Raw genomic sequence first — 22,178 nt, forward strand, 5'->3', positions numbered from 1 at the left:
TCTGTCTTCTGTCAGTGCTTCGTCAGGGCCTGTGTTTTACCGGGTTCAGCGCTTCGACCAATTTAGGCGCCGAAAAGTAGTTGATTGACAGTGTAGATAACCAGCCCCGCAAGCGCACCAACCACCGTGCCATTCAAACGGATAAACTGCAGGTCTTTGCCCACCATGAGCTCAATTTTTTCACTGGCCTCATCGGCATCCCAGCGCGCGATGGTCTCAGAAATAATGCCGGTGACCTCCGAGGAATAATTATTCGCCAGAAACTCCACCGCAGAGTTGATGCGACGATCTAATGACGTACGCAACTCGTCATCAGATTGGATATTTTCGCCCCACCGAACACACAATTCGACGATTTTCTGTCGCAAGGTGGAATCTGGGTCTTCAGCGGCAGCGATCAAGCCCGACGAGCCTTTCTCCCACAACAATCCAGGCAGGGCTTGTACTGCACGGGAACCCCGCACATCGGCCTTCCAATCTTCGACGCGGCTAATCATCGTGCCATCAAACTGCAGGTCATACGCCAACTGCCGCAAACCTTTCCGGATGGATTTGCGCGCGGGATGCTGTGGGTCAGCTTCTACCTCGCGGATAAAAGACGCCATTTCGCGGAAGACTTTTTCGCCCACCAACTGGCGAGCAAAACGCGGTGCCCACGTCGGCATGCGATCGTTGATAAGGGTGACGATGGAGTCTTCCGACTCGTCGATCTTGTTTTTCGCCCAGGTCACAACCTCATCAACCGCTGGTTCTAGCTTTCCCTCGTCGATCAGCGAATCGAGCGTGCGACCCAACGGCGGGCCCCAGATTGGTTCGGCGGCTTTATCGATCAGGTGCGTTTGGATCAGTTGCTCCGCTTCCTGCGCATCGATCGCACGCACAATATTGGTGGTGAGTTTCCCGGCCTCGCGGGAGACCTTGTCTGCATTCTCCCCCTCACTCAGCCACTTCCCCAGCCATTCCGGCAGCTTGGCTTCGCGCACCTTGGAGGTAATCAACTCTGCATTCAGGAAGTTATCGCCGACGAACTGCGACAGCGAATCGCCCAACTGGTCTTTTTTCCTGCGAATCAGGGCCGTGTGCGGGATCGGAAGCCCCATGGGGTGCCGGAACAACGCCGTGACCGCGAACCAGTCCGCAAGACCACCAACCATGCCGGCTTCTGCTGCGGCGCGAACGTAGCCCACCCACGCTGGGGTGTCACCGGGTTGGCTTTGCCACCAGGAACAGGCCAAGAATATGACTGCCGCCAGTACCAACAAGCCGGTGACGAAGATTTTGTGCTTGCGTAATTCCGCCGCACGTTGTTCGTCTGTGGGTCCAGAGTTAAACCCTGGCATGGTGTTAGCGCCCGGGCGACTAGTACTAACGTCCGGGCGGATAGTGCTAGCACCCTGCCGGGTAGGACTAGCGCCTGGGCGGGCGCGGTGTTGTGGGGCATTCATGTGCTCAATGAACTCCAGATCTGCAGAGACTAGGGTGGCGGCTTCCGAGTAAAGCTACGAAAAGCCCCGCCCCGCCTAGACGCGGTGAGCATCTAAGCAGGTGCGGGGCCAGGCTGGCAGAAAAGGCGGCGCTAGGAGGTGCGGCCGGTTTCCTTCACGTATTTCCGGTAGTAGCGGCGGCCGAAATGAATCGAACCGAAACCGCCGACCAGAGTAACGACGACGCCGATGGCACCAATTATGGTCAGGATAGTGGAGTAATTAGCAGCAGTGCCGGCATCCCAAATACCAGTGCTGATTCCCCAAATGAGGGTACCGGCGAATGGGAAGAAGCCGAGAAGAAGACCCATGCCAATCCACGTCGAGTTACGCAACAGCGACGAGTGCGGCGCAGCCAGCGACACTGGGTTGTAGCCCTCGATGTAGCTGTGGTGCAGTTCCTGCGAATAGCTTGGGTAGGTCTCCGCAGCGAAGTCCGCTACCTGTTCATTGGTGCTCATGGGGTGCCAAAGCCTTTCTTCTGTATCACTAGTGACAACTCTAGTCTAGATGTGCTGCCAGCAAAAGTGGTGCCGACGCAGTGCATACAACCCCGATTAGCGGTGGGGATCGCACGCCGCGCCAACCCGAATCGTATTAGTCGTCCTTCGAGCGGAATGCCGCGCGGGCACGCTCACGGGTGACTGCCGAAACCGCGGTCAGTGGGATGCCTGCTGGGCAGACATCGGCGCACTCGCCGTACAGGGAGCAGCCACCGAAGTTCTGCTCGAGCTCGTCGACCATGTTGCGGGCACGCTTGCCGCGTTCCTTGGCACCGAGTGGCGACATCGACAGGTGCACCAGCTTGGCACCGGTGAACAGGTGGGCAGCGCCATTTGGGCAGGCCGCCACACAAGCACCACAGCCAATGCAGGCTGCATGGTCCAGTGCAATTTCGTTATCTTGCGAGTTCTGCAACAGGGTATCGGCGTCCGGTGCAGTACCGGCGTCCATGGAGACGTAGCCACCCTGGTGCATGATGTCATCCAGTGCGGAACGGTCAACGACCATGTCTTTGATGACGGGGAATGCGGCGGAACGCAGTGGCTCCAGACGCAGGGTATCACCGTCGTTGAACTGGAACAGACGCTGCTGGCAGGCCGGGGTGTTCTGGCCTGGGCCGTGTGGGCGTCCGTTGATCAGCAAACCACAGGTACCGCAGATGCCCTCACGGCAGTCCGAGGCGAATGCGAATGGTTCTTTGTTTTCTTCGATGCGTCCGGTGTTGACGTGGTCCAACAGCTCCAGGATGGACATCTGCTCGACGGCGTCGTCGACCTGAACGGTCTCGAAGCTGCCTTCTTGCGTAGGTCCGGCCTGACGCCAGACTTCAAGTGTCAATTTCATTACTTGTAGTTCCTTGTCATCAGCGGAATCGAGTCGAAGTACAGAGGATCGGCGTGGCGGATGAACTTCTCTGGGCCGTTTGGCTGCCATGCAGAAACGAAGCACCAGTTTTCGTCGTCACGTTCTGCCTCGCCGTCTTCGGAAAGGTGATCGTCACGGTAGTGCGCACCGGCGGACTCATCGCGGTCCAGCGCGTCGATGCACATCAGCTCGCCGAGGTCGAGGTAGTCGGCGACGCGCTGTGCGTATTCCAGATCCTGGTTCATGTCGTGCAGCTGGCCGGTCACACGAACGTTGGCCCAGAAGTCACGACGGATTTCGCGGATTTTCTCGATTGAGGACTTGAGATCTTCGACGTTACGGGACACGCCGCAACCCCAGTAGAGGATCTCACCAAGCTGGCGGTGGTAGTGCTCAGCACCGTGCGGGTCTTCGCCTTCGATGCTCATCAAGCGGTTCAAGCGATCCTTAACCTCTTCGACGACTTCCTGCGCTTCTGCGGAATCCTCGGAGAGTTTTTCTTCGCCCAGGTGCTCGGCCAAGTAGTTCGGGATGGTGAACGGCAGGGTGAACCAGCCGTCAACCGAAGCCGACAACAGCGAGTTAGCGCCCAGACGGTTCGCACCGTGGTACGTCCAGGAAGCCTCACCGGCAGCAAACAGGCCGTCGATGGACGTCATCTCGTTGAAGTCCGTCCATAGACCACCCATGGTGAAGTGACAGGTCGGTGCAATACGCATCGGAGTCTCGTATGGGTCTTCACCAATGGACTCTTCATACATCTGGAACAGGTTGGAGTAGCGCGAACGCACGGTATCTTTACCCAAACGCTCGATGGCGTCACGGAAGTCCAGGTAGCAGGAGTTCTGCATCGGGCCGACGCCCAAGCCGGCGTTGATCTGTTGTGACAGTGCGCGGGAGGCAACGTCACGAGGGACCAAGTTACCGAATGCCGGGTAGCGGCGCTCCAAGAAGTAGTCGCGCTCGTCCTCTGGAATGGAGTTCGGGTCGCGGTCGTCGCCCTCTTTCTTTGGCGACCAGATGCGGCCGTCGTTACGCAGCGATTCCGACATCAGCGTCGTCTTCGACTGCCAGGTGGAGTTGACCGGCAGACCAGTTGGGTGGAACTGGATATACGCAGGCGATGCCAGGTAAGCGCCCCGCTCGTAGGCACGCATCATGGCGCCTGCGTTCGAGTTCTTCGCCAACGTCGACATGTGGTAGACGTTGCCGTAACCGCCGGTCGCGATGACGGTCGCGTGGCCGGTGAAAGCCTTGATCTCACCGTCGATCAGGTTACGGGTCACGATGCCGTCGCAGTGCTTCACACCATCGATGTCGCGGACAATGATGTCCTGCATGTCGTGATGCGCGAACATCTCTACGTTGCCCAGGCCGATCTGGCGGTACAGCGCCGAGGTGGTCGACAGCTGCAGCTGCTGACCGGTTTGACCACGGGTGTAGTAGGTACGGGAGACCTGCACGCCACCGAAGGAACGGGTTGCCAGGGTTCCGCCGTATTCACGTGCGAATGGAGCACCGATGGCGTTCATGTGGTCGATAACGCGGCCGGATTCCAGCGCCAAGCGCCAGCAGTCAGACTCACGACAGCGGTAGTCGCCCCCCTTAACTGTGTCTTTGACGTGGCGGTAAGCGGAGTCGTTGTCGACTTTCTTACCACGCGCGGAGTTGACACCACCCTGTGCAGCAATGGAGTGCGCACGACGAGGCGAGTCATGGTAGGAAAAGACCTTCACGTCATAGCCGAGCTCGCCAAGTGCCGCAGCGGCTGCGCCACCGGACAGGCCGGTACCGACGATCAAGACGGTGAATTTACGGCGGTTCAGCGGGGAGACCAAGTTCATGTGGTCTTTGTGGTAATTCCACATATCCCGCATAGGGACGCCCTTTGGTTCCGCGTTGTCCAGGATCTCGCCTGGGGTGACCCCATCGACGATAGAGTCTGGCTGGCGGAACTCTTTACGAGTCGAAGTATCAGTGTTGCTCATAATCTAACTTTCTGATCAGGCTAGAAATATCGGGGCACTGCAAGCGTTACAGCGCTTTACGACGCTCTAGCTCACCCAACCAAACAGTACGGACACAGGCATGACGATGTTGCCGATGACAACCACAGCCGGAATGATGTAGGCCAGCACAACGAAAGTCTGGCGCCACTTACGGCCGGTGATACCCAAGTCCGAGACAGCCAAGCGAATACCGTGGGACATGTGCAGGAACAGCAGGCACATAGCGACCACGTAGAAAATGGTGACTGGCCAACGGCTGAAGGTAGCAACCATGTTGGCGTGTACTTCACCGTGCACGAACTGCTCGGTGGCAGCCGGGGCGATGCCCAAGGTCAGGTCCAGCAAGTGGAAGCACACGAACAGCAGGATGAACAGGCCGGTGACAAGCATGGTGCGAGTAGCGAAGGAGTCTACGCCGCCCATCAAGTTGGTGCGGTTGAATTTACCGCGGGACTGCTTGGCACGGGTGATCAGGACAAAAGCGCCCCACACGTGCAGGATCAACGCTGCCAGCAAGACAATACGGAAGCCCCACAGGAAAGCCTGTTCCGGCAGCAGTGGCGAACCAATGCTACGGAGGAACTCACCGTATTCATCAAGGGCTGGTACCCCATCGTGTGCTGGGGCGTACAGCTTCAAGTTTCCGGCCATGTGTCCCAGCGTGAAGAGCACGAAGAGCAGGCCAGTAATCGCCATAATCAGTTTGATGGCCCACGTTGGGACTGACGGCGATTCGCGAATTTTTTCGTTCGAGATTTTTCCGTGGGCGATTGCCTCACGATCAGGATTCTTTATTGTCATGGCACCTCCATTGTCGCTATAACCATACGGCGATAAGGGGTGTTGATGCGAACCAAAATGGTGCACTGGGTGGGATTTTGGCACCGACTGGGCATCATCTCGCAGGCGCTTTATGTGAGGCTAGGCTTAAACCGCAAATCCAATATCGCCGCTGCCACGACCCTTAGGGCAACATAATTCAAGATATGTCACTAAAACCGTTTTTATGTGAGGTTAGACACAGGTAATTATCAGCTAGCCAGCATTCACCCATACTGTGTCAAACTTTTGATCAGTATCGCAGGTTTCCCACCCATCACATACAAAACGGCCGCCCCACCGTCGACAAGAACGGTAGAGCGGCCAAAGCAAGGATCTAATGCGAGATCCTTCGCCACAGAAAAATTTCAGCCAAGCTTAAAGGTTAATCATGTGGCCGTCAGCAACGCCGTGAGCGACTTCTTTCATTCCTTCAGACAGCGTTGGGTGGGTGTGCACGTTGCGCGCGATTTCGCCTGCGGTCAGGTCAAAGCGCTGCGCGAGGGTCAACTGTGGCAGCAACTCAGAAACGTTGGAACCAACCAGGTGGGCACCGAGCAACTCGCCGAATTCACCATCAGCAATGAGCTTGGTGAAACCAGCGGACTCATTCAGCCCGAGAGCCTTACCGTTAGCCGAGAACGGGAAGGTGGCAACCTTAATGTCGCGGTCAGGCCATTTCTCCTTGGCGGCTTCTTCCGTGTAACCAAAGGACGCAACCTGAGGGTTACAGAAAGTAGCGCGAGGCATCATCTGGTAGTCACCCAATTCTTGGGTTTCGACGCCGCCAATGGTCTCTGCTGCAACCACGCCTTGCGCCTCGGCGACGTGCGCCAACTGCAGTTTCGCGGTGACGTCACCAATGGCGTAAATGCCGTCCACGTTGGTGCGCATGCGCTCGTCGATCGCGATCGCGCCGCGCTCAGTAAGCTCTACGCCAGTGTTTTCCAGACCAAAGCCCTCAACACGTGGAGCGAAACCAACCGCAACCAAGCAGCGATCGACAGTCAGAGTGTCTTGCTTCTTGCCATCCTTGGATTCCACCTCAACGGTGACATTGTCGCCATTGTCCTTGACAGAGGTGGTCTTGTAGCTGGTCAGCAGCTTAACGCCGAGCTTCTTATACTGCTTCGCAATTTCCTTCGACACGTCTGCATCTTCATTAGGCAGCACGCGGTCCATAAATTCTACGACGGTGACGTCCACGCCGTAGTTCGCCAAAACGTAGGCGAACTCCATACCGATGGCGCCAGCGCCCACGATCACCATGGATTCTGGTGCGTTTTCGTTGAGGATCTGTTCTTCGTAGGAAACAATGTTGCCGCCCAGCTCAATGCCAGGCAGGGTCTTGACGACGGAACCGGTGGCGATAATGCAATCGTCGAAGGTCAGAGTCTTGCCTTCGTCGTCGCCTTCTTTCACCTCGATGGTCTTGGCATCCTTGAAGTGGCCCAGGCCGTTGATCTCCTGGATCTTATTCTTCTTCATCAAATAGTGGATGCCGCCAACGATCTTCTTCGAGACCTTGCGCGAGCGCTTGTGGGCAGTCGGGTAATCAAAAGAAACATCACCCGAGATACCAAAGTCCTTGGCCTCGTGATTGAAGGTGTGGGCAACCTCAGCGTTTTTCAGCAGTGCCTTCGACGGAATGCAGCCAACATTGAGGCAGACGCCGCCCCAATACTGCTTTTCCACGACGGCAACTTTCTTGCCTAGCTGAGCAGCGCGAATGGCGGCAACGTATCCGCCTGGTCCGGCGCCGAGTACAACGAGATCATAATGTTCTTTAGTCACGCCTTCCAGCATACGTAATTGCTGGGAACATGTGAAAGCACCTGCGGGGAGAATCTCCCGAATGTAACTGGAGTTACCGGGACTTAAGTTACCGCAGGTGCAATATTAATTCCGGCGTCGTTCGATGGCGTTGTTCGTTAGCGTCATTCCAACGACGGCGGATGGTGGTTTTACAGCAGGTGCAATACAGCGCTCAGCTTCGAAAAAGTAGCAAAAAATTCGTGGATAGCTGGGCCGAAGAAATTGTTGGACAGAGCGATCAGGTTATCTAGCTGCATAGTCAGTACTCTTTCATGTCTGGTTCAGAAATAGGAATTTTCTGTGTCCTGGTCCTGCGCATCTTTACAGGGTGAAGCAAAAATCAGCCTATGCCAGCGACACCCCATCTGCAACAATTTTTGTCGTAACAAATACCCCAGTTTTTACGACAGCACTAGTGACACACGAGAAAAAGAACTTCCCGGGGTGTCGAAAAAACGAGGTAACTTGAGTACCGAAATACGAAAAATACCTGGGTCTAGTAGCCCTGCATGCGCTAAGCTACTATCCAACTGTTACTGAGTTTTACGTTTCCACGTATGTACGTTTTCTCACTGTGTAAGGATCACGCATGAAACTTCGCAACGTCGTCGTTGCCGCCGCTGCCATCAGCACACTGGCGCTGACACCTGTCTCCGGTATCGCACAGACCGCCCCGCAGACTGGTATCGCCCAGAACACCCCGCAAGAACCAGCAGGCACACCTACGATCCCTGCGGGCACCGTCCGCGAGGAAATCCTTCCAGCAGAATTCGAAGACGAATCCTGGCGTACCGTCATCGCCGACAAGGGTGACCGCGTACAGGAAGTTACCGTGCACTCCCCTTCCATGGACCGCGACATCCCCGTCGTCACCATCAAGGCTGATGAGTCGGCTGGCCCACGCCCAACCCTGTACCTACTCAATGGTGCTGGCGGTGGCGAACAGTCCGCCAACTGGATCGCACAGACCGACGCGGTTGATTTCTACCTGGAGAAAAACATCAACGTCGTGATCCCTATGCGCGGCGCGTTTTCCTATTACACGGACTGGAACGAAACCCCAGCTGACAGCAAATACCTCACAGGACCACAGAAGTGGGAAACCTTCCTGATTAACGAGCTGCCTGGACCAATCGAGGAATACCTGGGCGCAAACGGGAAGCGCGGCATCGCTGGTATGTCGATGTCAGCCACCAGTTCACTGTTGCTGGCGGCACACAACCCAGGCATGTTCGCTGCCACCGGCTCCTTTTCTGGTTGCGCAGAAACCAACTCTCCTATGGGACGCGCTGCCGTTGGTTTGACCGTCAACCGCGCGAATGCACACCCAGACCAGGTCTGGGGCCCAATGGGTTCGCAACGCGCATTGGAAAACGATGCCCTCCTACAGGCTGAGTTCCTGCGCGGCACCGAAATTTACGTATCCAATGCCACGGGCTTGATTGGCGAGCGTGAAACCGCACAAGGCTTGCGCGAAAAGGGCATCCCAGAACAAGCTTTGTCCGCCAACCAGGCCAACTTGGCTATCGCCGGCGGTGGCATCGAGGCCGTCACCAACGCCTGCACCCACCGTCTCGTCGCCAAGCTCAACCACCTGGGCATTCCGGTAGACCACCACAAGCCAGCCACCGGCGTTCACACCTGGTCCTACTGGCAGGATGACCTGCGTAATTCCTGGCCAACCTTCGCCCGTGCATTCGGCATCACCGAATAAGGAATTGCTGGATAAAGACGAGTAGAAAACGGCTCACTAGACCACAGCCGCCAAGCAGTACTGACTCCGGCCCCACCCGGAAGTTCTGCCGCTGGTAGCTGTGGTTTTTGCTGTGCTGCGGTCTTTTCAAGGCTTCGGGCGCAGACTGCACCGACGCCGCTTTTCATTGGCGCACAATACGCAGCACCCGCCGCTCATCGCGTGCCATCTGCTCTGCCTTAAACTAGTGGCATGTCCACCATGCTTGTCACCGGCGGAGCCGGGTTCATCGGCGCCAATTTCGTGCACCTGACCCGGAGGCTTTACCCAGACATTCACCTCATCGTGCTGGATAAACTGACCTATTCCGGCAACCGCGCCAACCTGAATGGCACCGACTGCGAACTTATCGTTGGCGATATCACGGATGCAGCGCTCGTCGACAAGCTGGTGCAACGAGCCGATACCGTGGTGCATTTTGCTGCCGAGTCTCACAACGATAATTCCCTACGCGATCCCTCGCCCTTTGTGCACACCAACCTCGTCGGCACGTATTGCCTGCTCGAGGCAGTGCGGAAATACGATAAGCGTTTCCACCACATCTCCACTGACGAGGTTTTTGGCGATCTCGCTCTGGATTCCGACGAGCTGTTCTCCGAGGACACCGCCTACCGGCCTTCCAGTCCATATTCTGCGACAAAAGCAGGCTCCGACCACCTCGTTCGCGCCTGGGTGCGTTCCTTCGGCATCCGCGCCACGATCTCGAACTGCTCCAATAATTATGGCGCCTACCAGCACATCGAGAAGTTCATTCCGCGGCAAATCACCAACATTCTATCCGGCCGCACGCCGAAACTTTATGGCACCGGCGCGCAGGTGCGGGATTGGATTCATGTCGACGACCACAACCGAGCCGTACACGCAATCCTGCAGCGCGGCCGGATCGGCGAGACCTACAATATTGGCGCCCACGGCGAAGCTAGCAACCTCTCGGTCATCCAACTCATTTGCGAGCTTATGGAACCCGACGGTGCCACTGGCTTTGCACACGTCGCCGACCGCCCCGGACACGACCAACGCTATGCCATCAATCCCACAAAAATCACCACCGAACTGGGCTGGACACCGGAATACACGGATTTGCGGGCCGGGCTAGAGCGCACTATCGACTGGTACCGCACACATGAAAACTGGTGGCGAGATGCCAAAGAAGCAGTGGAAAACAACTACGCAAAGCGAGGGCAATAACCAGTGTCAGAACACATGGGGCAGGGTTCGAAAGACAATCAAGCACGGGTGCAGGACACCGCTATCGAGGGCTTGCTGATCATTAAGCTCGATCTGCATAAAGATGCCCGCGGCTGGTTCAAAGAGAACTGGCAGCGGCAGGCTTTCGTCGCTGCCGGGCTACCCGATTTTGGCCCGGTGCAAAACAATATTTCGTTTAACGAAAAAGCCGGTGTCACCCGCGGCTTACACGCTGAACCCTGGGATAAATTCGTGTCTGTGGCCACCGGTGCTGTCTTCGGCGCGTGGTGTGACCTGCGGGAGGGCTCGCCGACGTTTGGTGCGACCGTCACCCAACAAATCGAGCCAGATACTGCCGTGTTCGTTCCGCGCGGCGTCGCCAATGGCTTCCAGTCTCTGCGCGACGCCACAAGCTACACCTACCTGGTCAACGACCATTACTCTCCCGATGCCGACTACACCAGCGTCAACCTGGACATGATCGACTGGCCACTGGAGCCAAGCGAGATTTCCGACAAAGACCGACAACACCCGCAGCTTGCCGACGCCACCCCGATGCCGCCCCGGAAAATCTTGGTGACCGGCGCCAACGGTCAACTCGGTAGGGCCTTGCGCTCCATTCTGCATAACCGCACCAACGTTGAATTCTGCACACACGAAGACTTCGATATCACCGCTCCCCCGGCACGAGATTGGCGACAATACCAAGCGATCATTAATACCGCTGCCTATAACGACGTCAACGGTGCCGAAACCGATCGTGCGGGTGCCTGGGCCGTCAACGCCGACGCCCCAGCCAAGCTCGCGGCCATCGCCACTGAGCACAACCTCACACTGGTGCACGTGTCCTCGGATTATATTTTCGACGGCCAGCACGAAATCCACACAGAAGACGAAACCGCCTCGCCACTTTCTGCCTACGGTGCCAGCAAAGCCGCCGGCGATACCGCAGCGCAAGCCACCCCACGGCATTACGTCATCCGTACTTCTTGGGTCTTCGGCGACGGCTCCAACTTCATTTCTACAATGGCTGCACTTGCTCGCGACGGGAAACAGCCCAAGGTCGTGTGCGACCAGCGCGGGCGCCCCACCTACGCCCAGGACCTGGCCCGCGGCATTGTGCATTTGCTAGACACCAGCGCCCCTTATGGCGTGTACAACGTGAGTTCGGATGGCGATACTGCTTCCCGCGATGAGATCGCCATGGCCACCTTCATTGCCTGTGGCGGCGATCCCGCAGACGTCACGCCTGTCACCAGCCAAGAATACGGAGCCGACCAGGCCCGACGCCCGGCAGAATCGACTTTGGACCTGAGCAAGATCAAAGCCACGGGCTTTAAGCCCAGCAATTGGCGGGCCAGCCTCGCGCTGTATCTGGCTTAGTCGCACCCGATCCGGCCAGGCCGCAGAAAGTTAACTCTGCAATCTGGCAACATAGGTGGCTATGAAAGGCATCATCCTCGCCGGCGGTTCCGGCACGCGGCTGTACCCCATTACACAGGGCATTTCGAAGCAGCTCATGCCGATCTACGACAAACCGATGATCTATTATCCCTTGTCGACGCTGATCCAGGCCGGGATTCGCGAAATCCTGATCATCACCACCCCGCAGGATGCGCCTGCTTTTCAGCGTTTACTCGGCGACGGCTCGCAGTGGGGTTTAATGTTGGACTATGCGATCCAGCCTCGCCCCGAGGGACTCGCCCAGGCATTTTTGATCGGCGAGGATTTCATTGGTGACAACGACGTCGCTTTGGTACTCGGCGATAATATATTTGATGGCCACGGATTTTCCGGCGCGCTTCCCCAATGCCATGACCCGCAAGGGGGCATTATTTTCGCCTATGAAGTCGCTGATCCGCAGCGCTACGGCGTCGTCGAATTTTCCCCTGCAGGTCGAGCGTTGTCTATCGAAGAAAAGCCGGACCACCCGGCCTCATCATATGCGGTCGTCGGCCTGTATTTTTATGACAATTCTGTCATCGAGATCGCTAAATCCATCACGCCGTCGGCACGCGGCGAGTTAGAGATCACCGCGATCAACGAGGAATACCTCAATCGGGGGCAATTATCCGTGCAGCGGATGCAACGCGGCGATGTGTGGTTAGACACAGGAACCGTGGATTCTATGTCCGAAGCCGCAGCGTACGTAGAGGTTTTACAAAAACGCACCGGCGCCATCATCGGTTCACCGGAAGTTTCTGCCTACCGTGAGGGATTTATTAGCGCACAAGCGTTGTTGGACCTAGCGCAACCATTAATCAAATCTGGCTATGGCTCTTATTTAGAACGTGCAGCCAGGGAAGATTAATGTGCTCGCAGGCCCAACCCGCCTGTCAGTTCCCGATAGACGAAGGTTGACATGTCCTCTTCACGTAACGCTTTCCAGCGCAAGCCCGCGCTGCTCTGGACGTTAATCGCCCTGGTAGTGGCGCTGGCCGTGCTCGTTGTTGTCGCCGTGGTTCGCTCTGGCGACGACGATTCTCCGAGTGCAAGTGACCAGGATGCGGTCCATGGCCCACAAGCCCCAGATTCAGCTAATTCTGGCTCCACTAGTAAGAGCTCTGCTAATTCTGGCTCCGACGCTGCTTCCCATGACGGCGAATACTCCCCAGAAAAAGCCCGCGAACTCGCCGAAAAAGTAGAACCCGGAACCAATTTCGCACAACCAAAGTCCCCGGATGCCACCGTCATCGGACCTGGTAAAGAGATCACCTCGAACGACGACATCCTGAATGTGCACCGTCGTAATGCCGAAGATCCGTTCGCCATGGGCGCGCTTGACGCCCCCGTCGTGCTCTCCGAGTTCTCAGACTTTGAATGCCCCTTCTGCACCCGTTTTGCGGTAGAGACGGCGCCGAAACTGAAGGAAAAATTCGTCGATACCGGTTTACTCCGTATCGAATGGAATGACTTGCCGGTTAATGGACCACACGCGGAAACTGGTGCACAAGCCGGACGAGCCGCAGGTAACCAGGGTAAGTTCTATGAATTCCACGATGTGCTCTACAACAACACCTACGATAACCAGACCGGCGGCCACCCTGGCTATGACATTGCTGACTATGTACGTTTTGCCGAAGAAGCTGGCATCCAAGATTTAGAGCAATTCCGCTCGGAAATCGAAAACGAACAGTACCGCGATGTGGTGCGCCAGGCTCTGCACTACGCATCGTCGATCGGTATGCGTGGTACCCCAGCATTTATTCTTGGCGATCGCTTCATCTCTGGTGCGCAGCCCTATGAAGTTTTCGAAGATGAGGTTTACCGCCAGTTGGCGAAGGTCGCTGATGGCACTGTTCCTCGCCCCGAAACCCAGTAGGAAGGTAGGCCCGATAAATGATTGAGGTAGGTCTGTTCGGTGCACTGCTTGCCGGTGTACTGTCACTCATCAGCCCATGCTCAGCGCTTTTGCTGCCAGCATTTTTTGCTTATGCTTTCGATTCACTGCGCCACTTGGTCTTCAAAACCCTGATCTTTTTGGCCGGGCTGGTCACGGTTCTGGTACCCATCGGTGCCGGTGTCGGCAGTATTGGCGCATTCATGGTTGATCATCGCTCGACAATCATCCTGGTCGGCGGAATCATCATCATCGCACTGGGTGTCTACACGTTCTTCGGCGGCGGATTCAGCCTGCCGTTTTCCAACTTGTCATCGAAGGCCAAAGGGTCCGGCCCCGGCGCGGTGTTTTTCTTGGGCGCGGTTTATGGCTTCGCCGGTTTCTGCGCGGGGCCTCTGCTGGGCGCTGTGCTGACCACCGCCGCGGTATCCGCCTCAGCCTGGTATGGCGCAGCGATCATGGCAGCATATGCCGTCGGCATGGCCATCCCACTGTTCATCCTGGCGCTATTGTGGGAAAAGCTGGATCTGGGTTCCAAGATGCGCCCGAAACCCATCACAATCGGCCCGTTCACCACGCACGTGGTGTCCATGATTTCCGGTGCGCTGTTCATCGCCATCGGTGTGCTGTTTATCATCAGCCACGGTACGTCGGCCTGGGGTGGGCCGCTGAGTACCGATACCCAGGCACGCATCCAAGAATGGGCCATGCAGTTCGCAAACTTGTCTGACCTGACGTTGGCCATCATCGCCATCGTGGTGCTCATCGTCATCGTCTTGTTCGTGGGGCTACGGAAAAAAGACGACAAACACGAAAAAGACGCCAGCAACACTGAATCTTCAGCTGCTGACGCCTCTCAATAAGCGTCCTCTGGACGCGATTTCGTGATTACGCGATTGCGGCTACGACTTAATTCTTAGTAGCCGCGCTCGATGTATTCATCCAAGTGGGAGAATTCCTCTCCCACAGTGGTGAAATCACCATGCCCTGGCATGACAGTGGTTTCGTTCGGCAGGGTGAATACCTTGGATTTCAGCGACTCAATGATAGTCCCGAAATCCGAGTACTTCTTGTCGGTTGCACCCGGACCACCCGAAAACAGGGTGTCACCGGCAAAGATTTTTGCTTCGTCTTCGCAGTACAACACACAGGAACCTGGCGAATGTCCCGGGGTATGCAGAACCTTCAGCGTGCTGCCTTCTACGTCGAAGGTGTCGCCGTCGGCAAGACGAGCGAATGAACGATCGCCGTTGGCTTCTTCCCACAGCATCTCGTCGTCTGGGTGCATGTACATTTCCACCCCGAAATGATCCGCCACCTGCGGGGCAATATCGACGTGATCGCTGTGCCCATGCGTCAAAATAATGCCTTTGACGTTGCGGTTTTCCACGGCACCGACGATGGTATCGAATTCATGCGAAGGGTCGATGATCCAGCAATCCTGGTCGCCGACGATGAAGACGTTGTTGTCGACGTCCCATTCATTGCCGTCGAGTTTGAACTTTCCAGAAGTCACTAGATGGTCAATACGCATGTGTGTTACACCTCTACTACGCTGCGCAGGACTTTGCCTGCCTTCATGGTTGCGAATGCTTTCTCTACATCATTCAGGGTAATGCGTTCGTCAACGAATTTGTCCAGTGGGAAGCGTCCCTGCTTAGCCAAATCAGCGTACAACGGGAAGTCACGCTCTGGCAGGCAATCGCCGTACCAGGATGGCTTCAACGCGCCACCGCGAGAGAAGAAGTCAATAGCTGGGATCTCGAATTTCGCATCCGGCCCAGGAACGCCCACCATGACCATGCGTCCGGCAAGATCGCGGGAGTAGAAAGCCTGTCGGGTGGTAGCTGGGATACCTACACCATCGATGGTGACATCGGGACCAAAACCATCGGTGAGCTCGCGGACTGCTTCGATAACTTCTTCTTCCGACTTGCCACTGGCATCGACCGTGTGGGTTGCACCGAATTCTTCGCGGGCACGCTCGAGCTTCTGCGCATCCAGGTCCACCGCAATGATTGTGCGTGCGCCCACCAAGCTGGCACCGGCGATAGCTGCCATGCCGACGCCGCCGACGCCGAAGACAGCGACGGATTCACCACGAGTAACTTCACCGGTATTCACGGCCGCACCGAGGCCGGCCATGACGCCGCAGCCCAGCAAGCCAGAAGCAGCCGCGTCGGCGTCCGAATCAATAACGGTGCACTGGCCTTCGTGTACCAGTGTCTTTTCTGCCAAAGCGCCGATGCCCAAAGCTGCGGTGAGCTCGGTGCCGTCGGCAAGTGTCATTGGCTTAGAAGCATTGTGGGTATCGAAGCAGTAACGTGGCTGGCCCTTCTTGCAGGCCCGGCATTCGCCGCAGACAGCGCGCCAGTTCAGTACGACGGTGTCGCCAACTTTGACGTGGGAAACTTCGCTGCCGACGGATTCGACGACCGCAGTAGCTTCGTGGCCCAACAGGAATGGGTAAGCATCTTCAATATCGCCATCGCGGTAAGCCAAATCGGTATGGCAGATACCACAAGTTTTTACGGCAACAACGACATCATGTGCGCCGGGAGCGGGGATGACAATGTCGACGGTCTCGACTTCTGCACCCTTCGAACGCGCAATGACGCCCTTCACGGTTTGCTGGGATTGGCCAGCAGAGGTGTTTTTCTGGTCTTCTATAAGAGCTTCACTATGTGTCATGCCAACAATCTTACCTGTGTTTGTTGTCCCGTCACTAATCGGAATGTGCCGTAGCCATCCGAAGTCGCAGCCATCCGAAGTCGCACCACATCCCCCTGGCCTGCAATCTGTAACGGATTATCGCTAATGTGGCGATAGTTGTAATGTAATTTTCCAAGCAGAAACTATTATCCTGGCCACTAATTGGATCCCCCGCAACCACCTGGTCCTCACTGAGCCTCAGCGTGCGCCATGGATATCTGTATTAATCCCGACAAGCTGATTATTAAAGGTGTGATTTTGTGTCTTTGCGCGACCGGCTGGAATACCTCGCCACCAACGGCAAAGGGCTAGCAAAGCTCGTTCCCGCTCTGTGGAAGTCCGGCATCATCGCACCGCAACAGGGTATATCCGCGCTTGTGCACAGCCCTGGCATTCTCGCCCGCTATTGGCTAACCACCGCCCGTGAGATCGAACAAGCAGCCCTAGTGTCCCCGGACCGCACCGCTCTTATCGACGACGACGGTGCCCTTAGCTACCGCGACCTGCAAACGCAGAGCAAAAATTTTGCTCGGTACCTGCACCAACTGCCCGTCGAGGAGATCCGCTTGGGCATCATGGCCCGCAATGGTCGAGGTATTGTCACCCCATTGATCTCCAAGGGATACGCGGGCGCGACGCTATTTTTGCTCAATATCGGTTCCTCGCCAGAACAGCTTGCCGGGTGCATCGAAGAAAATGACATCAACGTGCTCGTCATCGACAGTGAATTCGCTGACCGTCTGCCAGCAGCTGGCTCCGCTACCGCAGACGGCCTGCACATCATCATCGCCCACGAAGGTGGTGAGGAGACCGGCGAGCACCCAGTGCTATCTGAGATCGTTCACCGCCGCACCGATGTGAAACTGCCGCGCTTTCCCAAGCACGGCAATATCGTGCTCATGTCATCCGGCACCACCGGAGTACCCAAGGGTATTGCCCGCCCGGAACCAAAGCTGCCCACGGTATTGACGACGATCCTGGACGCCATACCGTGGGAAGCTGGCCAAAACGTGCAGATGACGGCTTCGATCTTCCACACGTGGGGTTGGGCAATGCTCAATATCGCCTTTGCGCTGCGTTCTACTGTCATCACCCGTCGGATTTTCGACGCCGAGGCCTGCCTGAACGACATCCAAAAACACCGCTGTGAAGTCCTCATCTCTTCACCCGTGTTTTATAAATCCATGGTTGCTCTCGACAACACCTGGGATTATGACGCTTCTTCGCTCAACGTCATCGCTTCTTCCGGCCACGCGCTAACTCCACAGGTCGCGGCCGATACTATCGCTCGTTTCGGGCCTATTCTGGCCAATATTTACGGCTCCACAGAACTTACCTTGGCCAGCGCAGCCACTGCCCAGCAGATTGCCGAAGACGCCACTATCGGTGGTGCCGTCGCCAACGGCACGTTGCTGAAGATCCTCGACGATAACGGCAAAGAGCTACCGCGCGGCGAAGTCGGCAAAGTCTATCTGCGCAACGCGACCACGATGGTCGGCTACACCAACCCGAAACACAAGCTCGATCGCGTCGGCATGCTGCAGTCCATCGGAGACCTCGGCTATATCGACAGCAACGGCATGCTGCACGTTTTGGGTCGTGCCGACGAAATGATCATCGTTGGCGGCGAAAACGTCTACCCATCGTCGGTGGATAACGTGCTTGATACTATGCCTGGCATTGCTGATCACTATTCCAAGGGCGTCGATGACGACGAGACGTTTAGCCGCGTTGCAGCATGGATCGTCAAAGATCCCGACGGGCCGGAAATTTCTGCCGACGATGTCCGCGAATGGGTGCGCACCCGTTTAGCTGAGCATTCCGTGCCGCGCGACGTGCACTTTGTCGATGAATTGCCGCGTAACGCCACCGGCAAGGTAATCCCGCGCCAGCTATCGGCTTAAAACCCGCTCGCTGCTAGTGACAGGGCGCCGCCATCACGGCCGCGGCCCGTGCCTAGCCCACACTGCGGATTCACAGTGCAGTTTTCAGTCTGCAGTTTGCAGACTGTAATTTTCAGACTGTGGTTTACAGTGTGCGTTTTACACTGTAAACCATTTTTGCACTGTCATTTTAGGAGTCGAAAGGTACTACGGTGGCCGTCGGCATCACTCATGAGGGCCCACCGTCAGTTACAGATACACCACGCTAAAGTACGCAACCGATATGGCTATGCAAAAGTTGGTAACCTACGTCACCCTGCGGTTATGGCAATCGCAGGACTTCTTTGGCTTACGGCAGGATCTACAGTAGCTTTATGGCCGTTAAAGACTGCCCTTGACAACCTAAGGAATATTAATGATGGGACTTGCTATCAATGGAAAGTTGGTTCTAACGAAATTAAGACGGTTTCAGCACGGGGAAATTGCGGCCCGTAAATGAAAAGGTTGAAATTCTTCCTGGCGACGCTAATAATTTGGCTTTTGACTCAAATTATTATTTGGGGTTTTTCTGAAATCGTATTAGATGATAGTGGGATTGCGCATACTATAGGATTAGAAGAAGTAGATATATGTCTTAGGATTTTGGTCTATGCGCTCTTCCCATTACCCCTAGCATTTGTATTTGCCCGTCGATTGGTTAGTGGCCCCCGCTCGGGAAAGTAAACACTCGGATTGCCGCAGGTAGGCAACACCTCGATAGTGCGCCGGACGGTTTTGCAACGGCACTGGATTGACCTGTGCCACAAGCACCTGCTTACCCTCTAGAATGAAAGTCTCACACTCGATCATAGGGGCCGGTTTCACACTGTTACGAGTCTGACTAATGAGCGCTTCTTCAAGCGCTGCCGCATCCGCAACGCCGACGACTTCAAAGTCGCGTTTTTCATCGATGCCTAGGATAATTGTGCCCCCACTAGGCATATTGGCAAACGCACATGTTGTTTCTGGCAGGTTTCCCGGCAATTCACTAGCGCGTTTGACTTCGATGTCTGTGGAGTCACGATGCAAACGCCGAAGCTCAGCTAGCTGCTAAGTCAAACTCTCCAGAGTCCAATTCATACTCTTGAGCGTAACAGTGCAACTAGAGAGTTGCACTGTTACTTTCCCAGTGGCCTTTATTGGCGCGACCTGCTGATTGTCAGAATAGAGGGGGTCTAATCTAACATTGATTCCCGCAATTGCGGATTCCTTGGTGGAATAGTAGGCGACTTATTCCACCAGTCTGTAGCGCCGCGACCGGCCACCACCCACAGCGATAACTCGCTCCTCATCCACTAATCCATCAACACATGCCTTGGCTGTTCCCCGAGAAACTCCACACATCGCCATCAAGTCACTGGTAGCCAGGTCCCCAACTTCACTCAGCCACAGCATCGTCGCGTTGGTTAGTTCAGCTTGGTCTGTGGACAGATATCGAACTGGAGAGAACGGTGAAGGCTCGACCTTACGCAAAATCTCGCGACAAGCATTGCCGAGCAACCACACGCCATCGTGCGCGATAATCAAGGGTGCTCCAGCAACCGTAGTTTGACGCACCGCTTCCAACGCATTTCGTGCCGCTTCTTTACCCGATTGCAGACCGCGCGCAACTACATCAATCGTTATGAACGGTCTCTGAAACAGAAGATAAAGGACAATCGCGATCCGATAATCGTCCTGGCGCGCTTCCGGAACTATCGACGAAACCAATTCCAACACCGGCAGCACCGGACGGCCACCTACTAGGGTCGTTTCTACAAACGGCCCTGCGATTTCCTCGATCGTTGGTGGGCGGTGACCAAGTGCGATCATGGCTTGATACATGCGATCCACGCCAACGCCTTGCTTGTCCACCAACCCCAGCGCACGATACAGGTCAGCGAGGGCGGGATAGCGAGCAGCACGGTTGCTAAGAACGTTTTCACTGGTGATTGCAGCAGGGAAGCCACCAGGACTGCGGACGATGAGTGTGCTATCGAGTTCAATCCAGCGCACATCAATTGGCTCGCTTCGATTCCAGTCGCGGTGAATCATAGCGTTGAGCATGGCTTCACGAACCGCCAGGCGCGGAATCTCAGGTACTGGTTTGTGGACGAAGCCTTCCACCACGGTGTTGTTCTTATTCACTACATTCAGCGCCTGTTCCAGATAATCCAGCTGTTCCAGGCAAGACTTCTCCGGTTCCGGCACCACTCTGTTCAGCACTTGGCCTCCGTGCACATCAAAGATGCTGAGCTCGATCGCAGTGCGGTCGAGGGAGGTGAAAAGCAGCTTTCCGGCCTGCGACAGGAATCCTTCGGCATCCAGCGCGCCAATTCCACGCAAGAGTTCTTCATCGGTAAGTTCTGCGAATGCGGGATCCCATTTTCGGGCCAGGGCAAGCGCAGCAGGGCGGGCGTCGCCCAGCGTAGCGGTGGTGACCTGCGCCATTGGGTCAAATCCGGATTGAGCTCGCTGATATTCCCACCATTCCGCTCGATCAACAGGCCGGCAGGAGTCACCAACCCGCCACCGCAGTCGACCCGAAGTGTCTTCGACTGGTTCCGCCGCGGCCGCCACATAGATGGCAAGAACCCGCTGGCCAAGCACGCGCTTTTCGACGACATCAGGCGCCACATCAATTCGGGTGAAGATACCTTGACGCAGCCAATCGATGTCTAGCTCAGTGCCAATAATCCGGCCCGTCTTGTCCTCGATTCCCACGATCAACGCGCCACCGCCGGGTGTGTTTGCCATGCAGGCGACTTCGTCCGCCAACTTATCAGCAGCCTCAGGATTCTCCGGCTTGCCGGGCTCAATCTGCGGACCATTGCGACGGCCGGATTCTTCCTTGAAGTCAACCGACTGCGTCTCTTTGGTTTTCTGCACTCGCCCGTCGGCAGCCGAGGCCAAGATGGAGTCAACTTGAGCAATAAGTTGCTCGCGACGGTCCTCCATGTTCGGCAAGCTCAGAGTCACGACACATCACCACCTGGGAATTATTAGAATAGGGACCCTCTATTCTAACAATAAATTGGCGCTCGGCGGGTTTAGTGGTGAATTAGGGCTTGACTCCTTCACTTCCAAGTTCGCATGAATTGTCAATGTTAAGATGCTACCGAACGCCCCAGTGTTGCCTCTGCTTCTGAGCATGCACCTGGGGCTCTCGACTTCTGACCCAGACAGCGTGGGTGTCTATTGGGACAATTCCAGAGCCTTACCTGCTAGTGGAATAATTTGCTTTCCGAGATGAACCAAGGCCGGTTCTGAAATCTTCTGTAGGAGGAAAGCGATCGCCTTGGAAACGCCGCTCTTCCGATGGACCTCGACAACCTCTTCAGCAGCCGTTTCGTAGCCACTCTGTTTCAAGATGTCAACAATGTTCTGCAATTCAGTCGGCAATGATTCCAAACCACTTTGCGTCATCTGCACATTGTCACCTTGATTGAACTGCACATTTTGACCATTCACGTTGATCATTGAAGAGGTATTCAAATTTGGACGAATCAATTCAGCCACTGAAGTTCCACTTTCAACAAGGTCTTCCCCCTCGGCAGTCGCTTGGATCCGTAACATGGGGCCACCCCAAGTTCCAATACCTGCGACCAATTCCCTTGCTTTCAGCCACTGCAGCGCAGAATCCACATCCTCTGGACTAATTTCGAGAAAACTACGGCTCATGGAGTCTTCAATATCCGGCTGATCCAAACCTGCACTATCTCGCTCGACCACGAGCCGCAAAATTGCATCCCGCAACTTTACTTTTGAAATGTTCATTGTTTTCCTTTC

The 22,178-nt window shown here is 55.9% G+C and carries 18 protein-coding genes; 7 read left to right on the forward strand and 11 right to left on the reverse strand.

Features of this window, described 5'->3' with window-relative positions:
- Positions 1–62: 62 nt before the first annotated feature.
- The 6 genes from ACP8MI_RS09595 to lpdA form a co-directional block, all read right to left on the reverse strand.
- Positions 63–1,340 (reverse strand): DUF445 domain-containing protein, encoded by a 1,278-nt coding sequence (locus tag ACP8MI_RS09595; protein ID WP_126844365.1) that lies wholly within the window; start codon positions 1,338–1,340, stop codon positions 63–65.
- A 236-nt stretch (positions 1,341–1,576) separates the two neighbouring features.
- Positions 1,577–1,945, reverse strand: coding sequence for a hypothetical protein (locus tag ACP8MI_RS09600; protein WP_049149247.1), 369 nt, complete (start codon positions 1,943–1,945; stop codon positions 1,577–1,579).
- Positions 1,946–2,081: 136 nt separating this feature from the next.
- A complete protein-coding gene (locus ACP8MI_RS09605) occupies positions 2,082–2,831 on the reverse strand; it encodes a succinate dehydrogenase/fumarate reductase iron-sulfur subunit (RefSeq protein WP_018121139.1) in 750 nt (249 codons plus the stop codon).
- Positions 2,831–4,840: a fumarate reductase/succinate dehydrogenase flavoprotein subunit gene (locus ACP8MI_RS09610; RefSeq protein WP_425654551.1), complete on the reverse strand. Its 2,010-nt coding sequence runs from the start codon at positions 4,838–4,840 to the stop codon at positions 2,831–2,833. The genes ACP8MI_RS09605 and ACP8MI_RS09610 overlap by 1 nt, the downstream gene beginning before the upstream one ends.
- A 66-nt stretch (positions 4,841–4,906) precedes the next feature.
- Positions 4,907–5,662 carry a succinate dehydrogenase cytochrome b subunit gene (locus ACP8MI_RS09615; protein ID WP_018121137.1) on the reverse strand — a complete coding sequence of 252 codons (756 nt, stop codon included), beginning with the start codon at positions 5,660–5,662 and terminating at the stop codon, positions 4,907–4,909.
- A 396-nt stretch (positions 5,663–6,058) separates the two neighbouring features.
- Positions 6,059–7,486 (reverse strand): dihydrolipoyl dehydrogenase, encoded by a 1,428-nt coding sequence (lpdA, locus tag ACP8MI_RS09620; protein WP_018121136.1) that lies wholly within the window; start codon positions 7,484–7,486, stop codon positions 6,059–6,061.
- A gap of 598 nt (positions 7,487–8,084) precedes the next feature.
- On the opposite strand from lpdA, the gene ACP8MI_RS09625 reads away from it, so the two are divergent.
- The 6 genes from ACP8MI_RS09625 to ACP8MI_RS09650 all read left to right on the forward strand — a co-directional run bounded on the left by ACP8MI_RS09625 (position 8,085) and on the right by ACP8MI_RS09650 (position 14,639).
- Positions 8,085–9,209 carry an alpha/beta hydrolase gene (locus ACP8MI_RS09625; RefSeq protein ID WP_049149242.1) on the forward strand — a complete coding sequence of 375 codons (1,125 nt, stop codon included), beginning with the start codon at positions 8,085–8,087 and terminating at the stop codon, positions 9,207–9,209.
- 231 nt (positions 9,210–9,440) lie between these two features.
- Entirely contained in the window at positions 9,441–10,436 is a 996-nt protein-coding gene (gene rfbB / locus ACP8MI_RS09630) for a dTDP-glucose 4,6-dehydratase (protein WP_284572103.1), read from the forward strand.
- Between the two features lie 15 nt (positions 10,437–10,451).
- Positions 10,452–11,819 carry a dTDP-4-dehydrorhamnose reductase gene (gene rfbD, locus ACP8MI_RS09635; RefSeq protein ID WP_284572102.1) on the forward strand — a complete coding sequence of 456 codons (1,368 nt, stop codon included), beginning with the start codon at positions 10,452–10,454 and terminating at the stop codon, positions 11,817–11,819.
- A 61-nt stretch (positions 11,820–11,880) separates the two neighbouring features.
- Positions 11,881–12,747, forward strand: a complete 867-nt coding sequence (gene rfbA, locus ACP8MI_RS09640; protein WP_284572101.1) for a glucose-1-phosphate thymidylyltransferase RfbA — start codon at positions 11,881–11,883, stop codon at positions 12,745–12,747.
- A gap of 51 nt (positions 12,748–12,798) precedes the next feature.
- Positions 12,799–13,758 carry a DsbA family protein gene (locus ACP8MI_RS09645; RefSeq protein WP_284572100.1) on the forward strand — a complete coding sequence of 320 codons (960 nt, stop codon included), beginning with the start codon at positions 12,799–12,801 and terminating at the stop codon, positions 13,756–13,758.
- Positions 13,759–13,775: 17 nt separating this feature from the next.
- The gene (locus ACP8MI_RS09650; protein ID WP_144736973.1) at positions 13,776–14,639 is read left to right on the forward strand and encodes a cytochrome c biogenesis CcdA family protein; all 864 of its coding nucleotides are present in this window, start codon (positions 13,776–13,778) and stop codon (positions 14,637–14,639) included.
- A 53-nt stretch (positions 14,640–14,692) separates the two neighbouring features.
- On the opposite strand, the gene ACP8MI_RS09655 is transcribed toward ACP8MI_RS09650, so the two are convergent.
- Positions 14,693–15,310: an MBL fold metallo-hydrolase gene (locus ACP8MI_RS09655; RefSeq protein WP_018121128.1), complete on the reverse strand. Its 618-nt coding sequence runs from the start codon at positions 15,308–15,310 to the stop codon at positions 14,693–14,695.
- Between the two features lie 5 nt (positions 15,311–15,315).
- The gene (locus ACP8MI_RS09660; RefSeq protein ID WP_284572098.1) at positions 15,316–16,467 is read right to left on the reverse strand and encodes an S-(hydroxymethyl)mycothiol dehydrogenase; all 1,152 of its coding nucleotides are present in this window, start codon (positions 16,465–16,467) and stop codon (positions 15,316–15,318) included.
- Positions 16,468–16,748: 281 nt separating this feature from the next.
- On the opposite strand from ACP8MI_RS09660, the gene ACP8MI_RS09665 reads away from it, so the two are divergent.
- Positions 16,749–18,392: an AMP-binding protein gene (locus ACP8MI_RS09665; protein WP_049167830.1), complete on the forward strand. Its 1,644-nt coding sequence runs from the start codon at positions 16,749–16,751 to the stop codon at positions 18,390–18,392.
- A gap of 648 nt (positions 18,393–19,040) precedes the next feature.
- Here ACP8MI_RS09665 and ACP8MI_RS09670 read toward each other — a convergent pair.
- The 3 genes from ACP8MI_RS09670 to ACP8MI_RS09680 all read right to left on the reverse strand — a co-directional run bounded on the left by ACP8MI_RS09670 (position 19,041) and on the right by ACP8MI_RS09680 (position 22,166).
- Positions 19,041–19,439 carry an ATP-binding protein gene (locus ACP8MI_RS09670; protein WP_488892903.1) on the reverse strand — a complete coding sequence of 133 codons (399 nt, stop codon included), beginning with the start codon at positions 19,437–19,439 and terminating at the stop codon, positions 19,041–19,043.
- Positions 19,440–19,640: 201 nt separating this feature from the next.
- On the reverse strand, positions 19,641–21,368 hold the full coding sequence (locus ACP8MI_RS09675; RefSeq protein WP_049149223.1) for a DUF5635 domain-containing protein: 1,728 nt from the start codon (positions 21,366–21,368) through the stop codon (positions 19,641–19,643).
- Positions 21,369–21,584: 216 nt separating this feature from the next.
- A complete protein-coding gene (locus ACP8MI_RS09680; RefSeq protein ID WP_018121123.1) occupies positions 21,585–22,166 on the reverse strand; it encodes a hypothetical protein in 582 nt (193 codons plus the stop codon).
- Between the last annotated feature and the right edge of the window lie 12 nt (positions 22,167–22,178).

This window comes from Corynebacterium sp. LaCa_70 (assembly GCF_058182015.1).

What these genes read in the sequence shown, in the direction of transcription:
- ACP8MI_RS09595 (WP_126844365.1), bottom strand. Translation starts at nt 1,340, where the DNA reads ATGCCAGGGTTTAACTCTGGACCCACAGACGAACAACGTGCGGCGGAA.
- ACP8MI_RS09600 (WP_049149247.1), bottom strand. Translation starts at nt 1,945, where the DNA reads ATGAGCACCAATGAACAGGTAGCGGACTTCGCTGCGGAGACCTACCCA.
- ACP8MI_RS09605 (WP_018121139.1), bottom strand. Translation starts at nt 2,831, where the DNA reads ATGAAATTGACACTTGAAGTCTGGCGTCAGGCCGGACCTACGCAAGAA.
- ACP8MI_RS09610 (WP_425654551.1), bottom strand. Translation starts at nt 4,840, where the DNA reads ATGAGCAACACTGATACTTCGACTCGTAAAGAGTTCCGCCAGCCAGAC.
- ACP8MI_RS09615 (WP_018121137.1), bottom strand. Translation starts at nt 5,662, where the DNA reads ATGACAATAAAGAATCCTGATCGTGAGGCAATCGCCCACGGAAAAATC.
- lpdA (WP_018121136.1), bottom strand. Translation starts at nt 7,486, where the DNA reads ATGCTGGAAGGCGTGACTAAAGAACATTATGATCTCGTTGTACTCGGC.
- ACP8MI_RS09625 (WP_049149242.1), top strand. Translation starts at nt 8,085, where the DNA reads ATGAAACTTCGCAACGTCGTCGTTGCCGCCGCTGCCATCAGCACACTG.
- rfbB (WP_284572103.1), top strand. Translation starts at nt 9,441, where the DNA reads ATGTCCACCATGCTTGTCACCGGCGGAGCCGGGTTCATCGGCGCCAAT.
- rfbD (WP_284572102.1), top strand. Translation starts at nt 10,452, where the DNA reads ATGGGGCAGGGTTCGAAAGACAATCAAGCACGGGTGCAGGACACCGCT.
- rfbA (WP_284572101.1), top strand. Translation starts at nt 11,881, where the DNA reads ATGAAAGGCATCATCCTCGCCGGCGGTTCCGGCACGCGGCTGTACCCC.
- ACP8MI_RS09645 (WP_284572100.1), top strand. Translation starts at nt 12,799, where the DNA reads ATGTCCTCTTCACGTAACGCTTTCCAGCGCAAGCCCGCGCTGCTCTGG.
- ACP8MI_RS09650 (WP_144736973.1), top strand. Translation starts at nt 13,776, where the DNA reads ATGATTGAGGTAGGTCTGTTCGGTGCACTGCTTGCCGGTGTACTGTCA.
- ACP8MI_RS09655 (WP_018121128.1), bottom strand. Translation starts at nt 15,310, where the DNA reads ATGCGTATTGACCATCTAGTGACTTCTGGAAAGTTCAAACTCGACGGC.
- ACP8MI_RS09660 (WP_284572098.1), bottom strand. Translation starts at nt 16,467, where the DNA reads ATGACACATAGTGAAGCTCTTATAGAAGACCAGAAAAACACCTCTGCT.
- ACP8MI_RS09680 (WP_018121123.1), bottom strand. Translation starts at nt 22,166, where the DNA reads ATGAACATTTCAAAAGTAAAGTTGCGGGATGCAATTTTGCGGCTCGTG.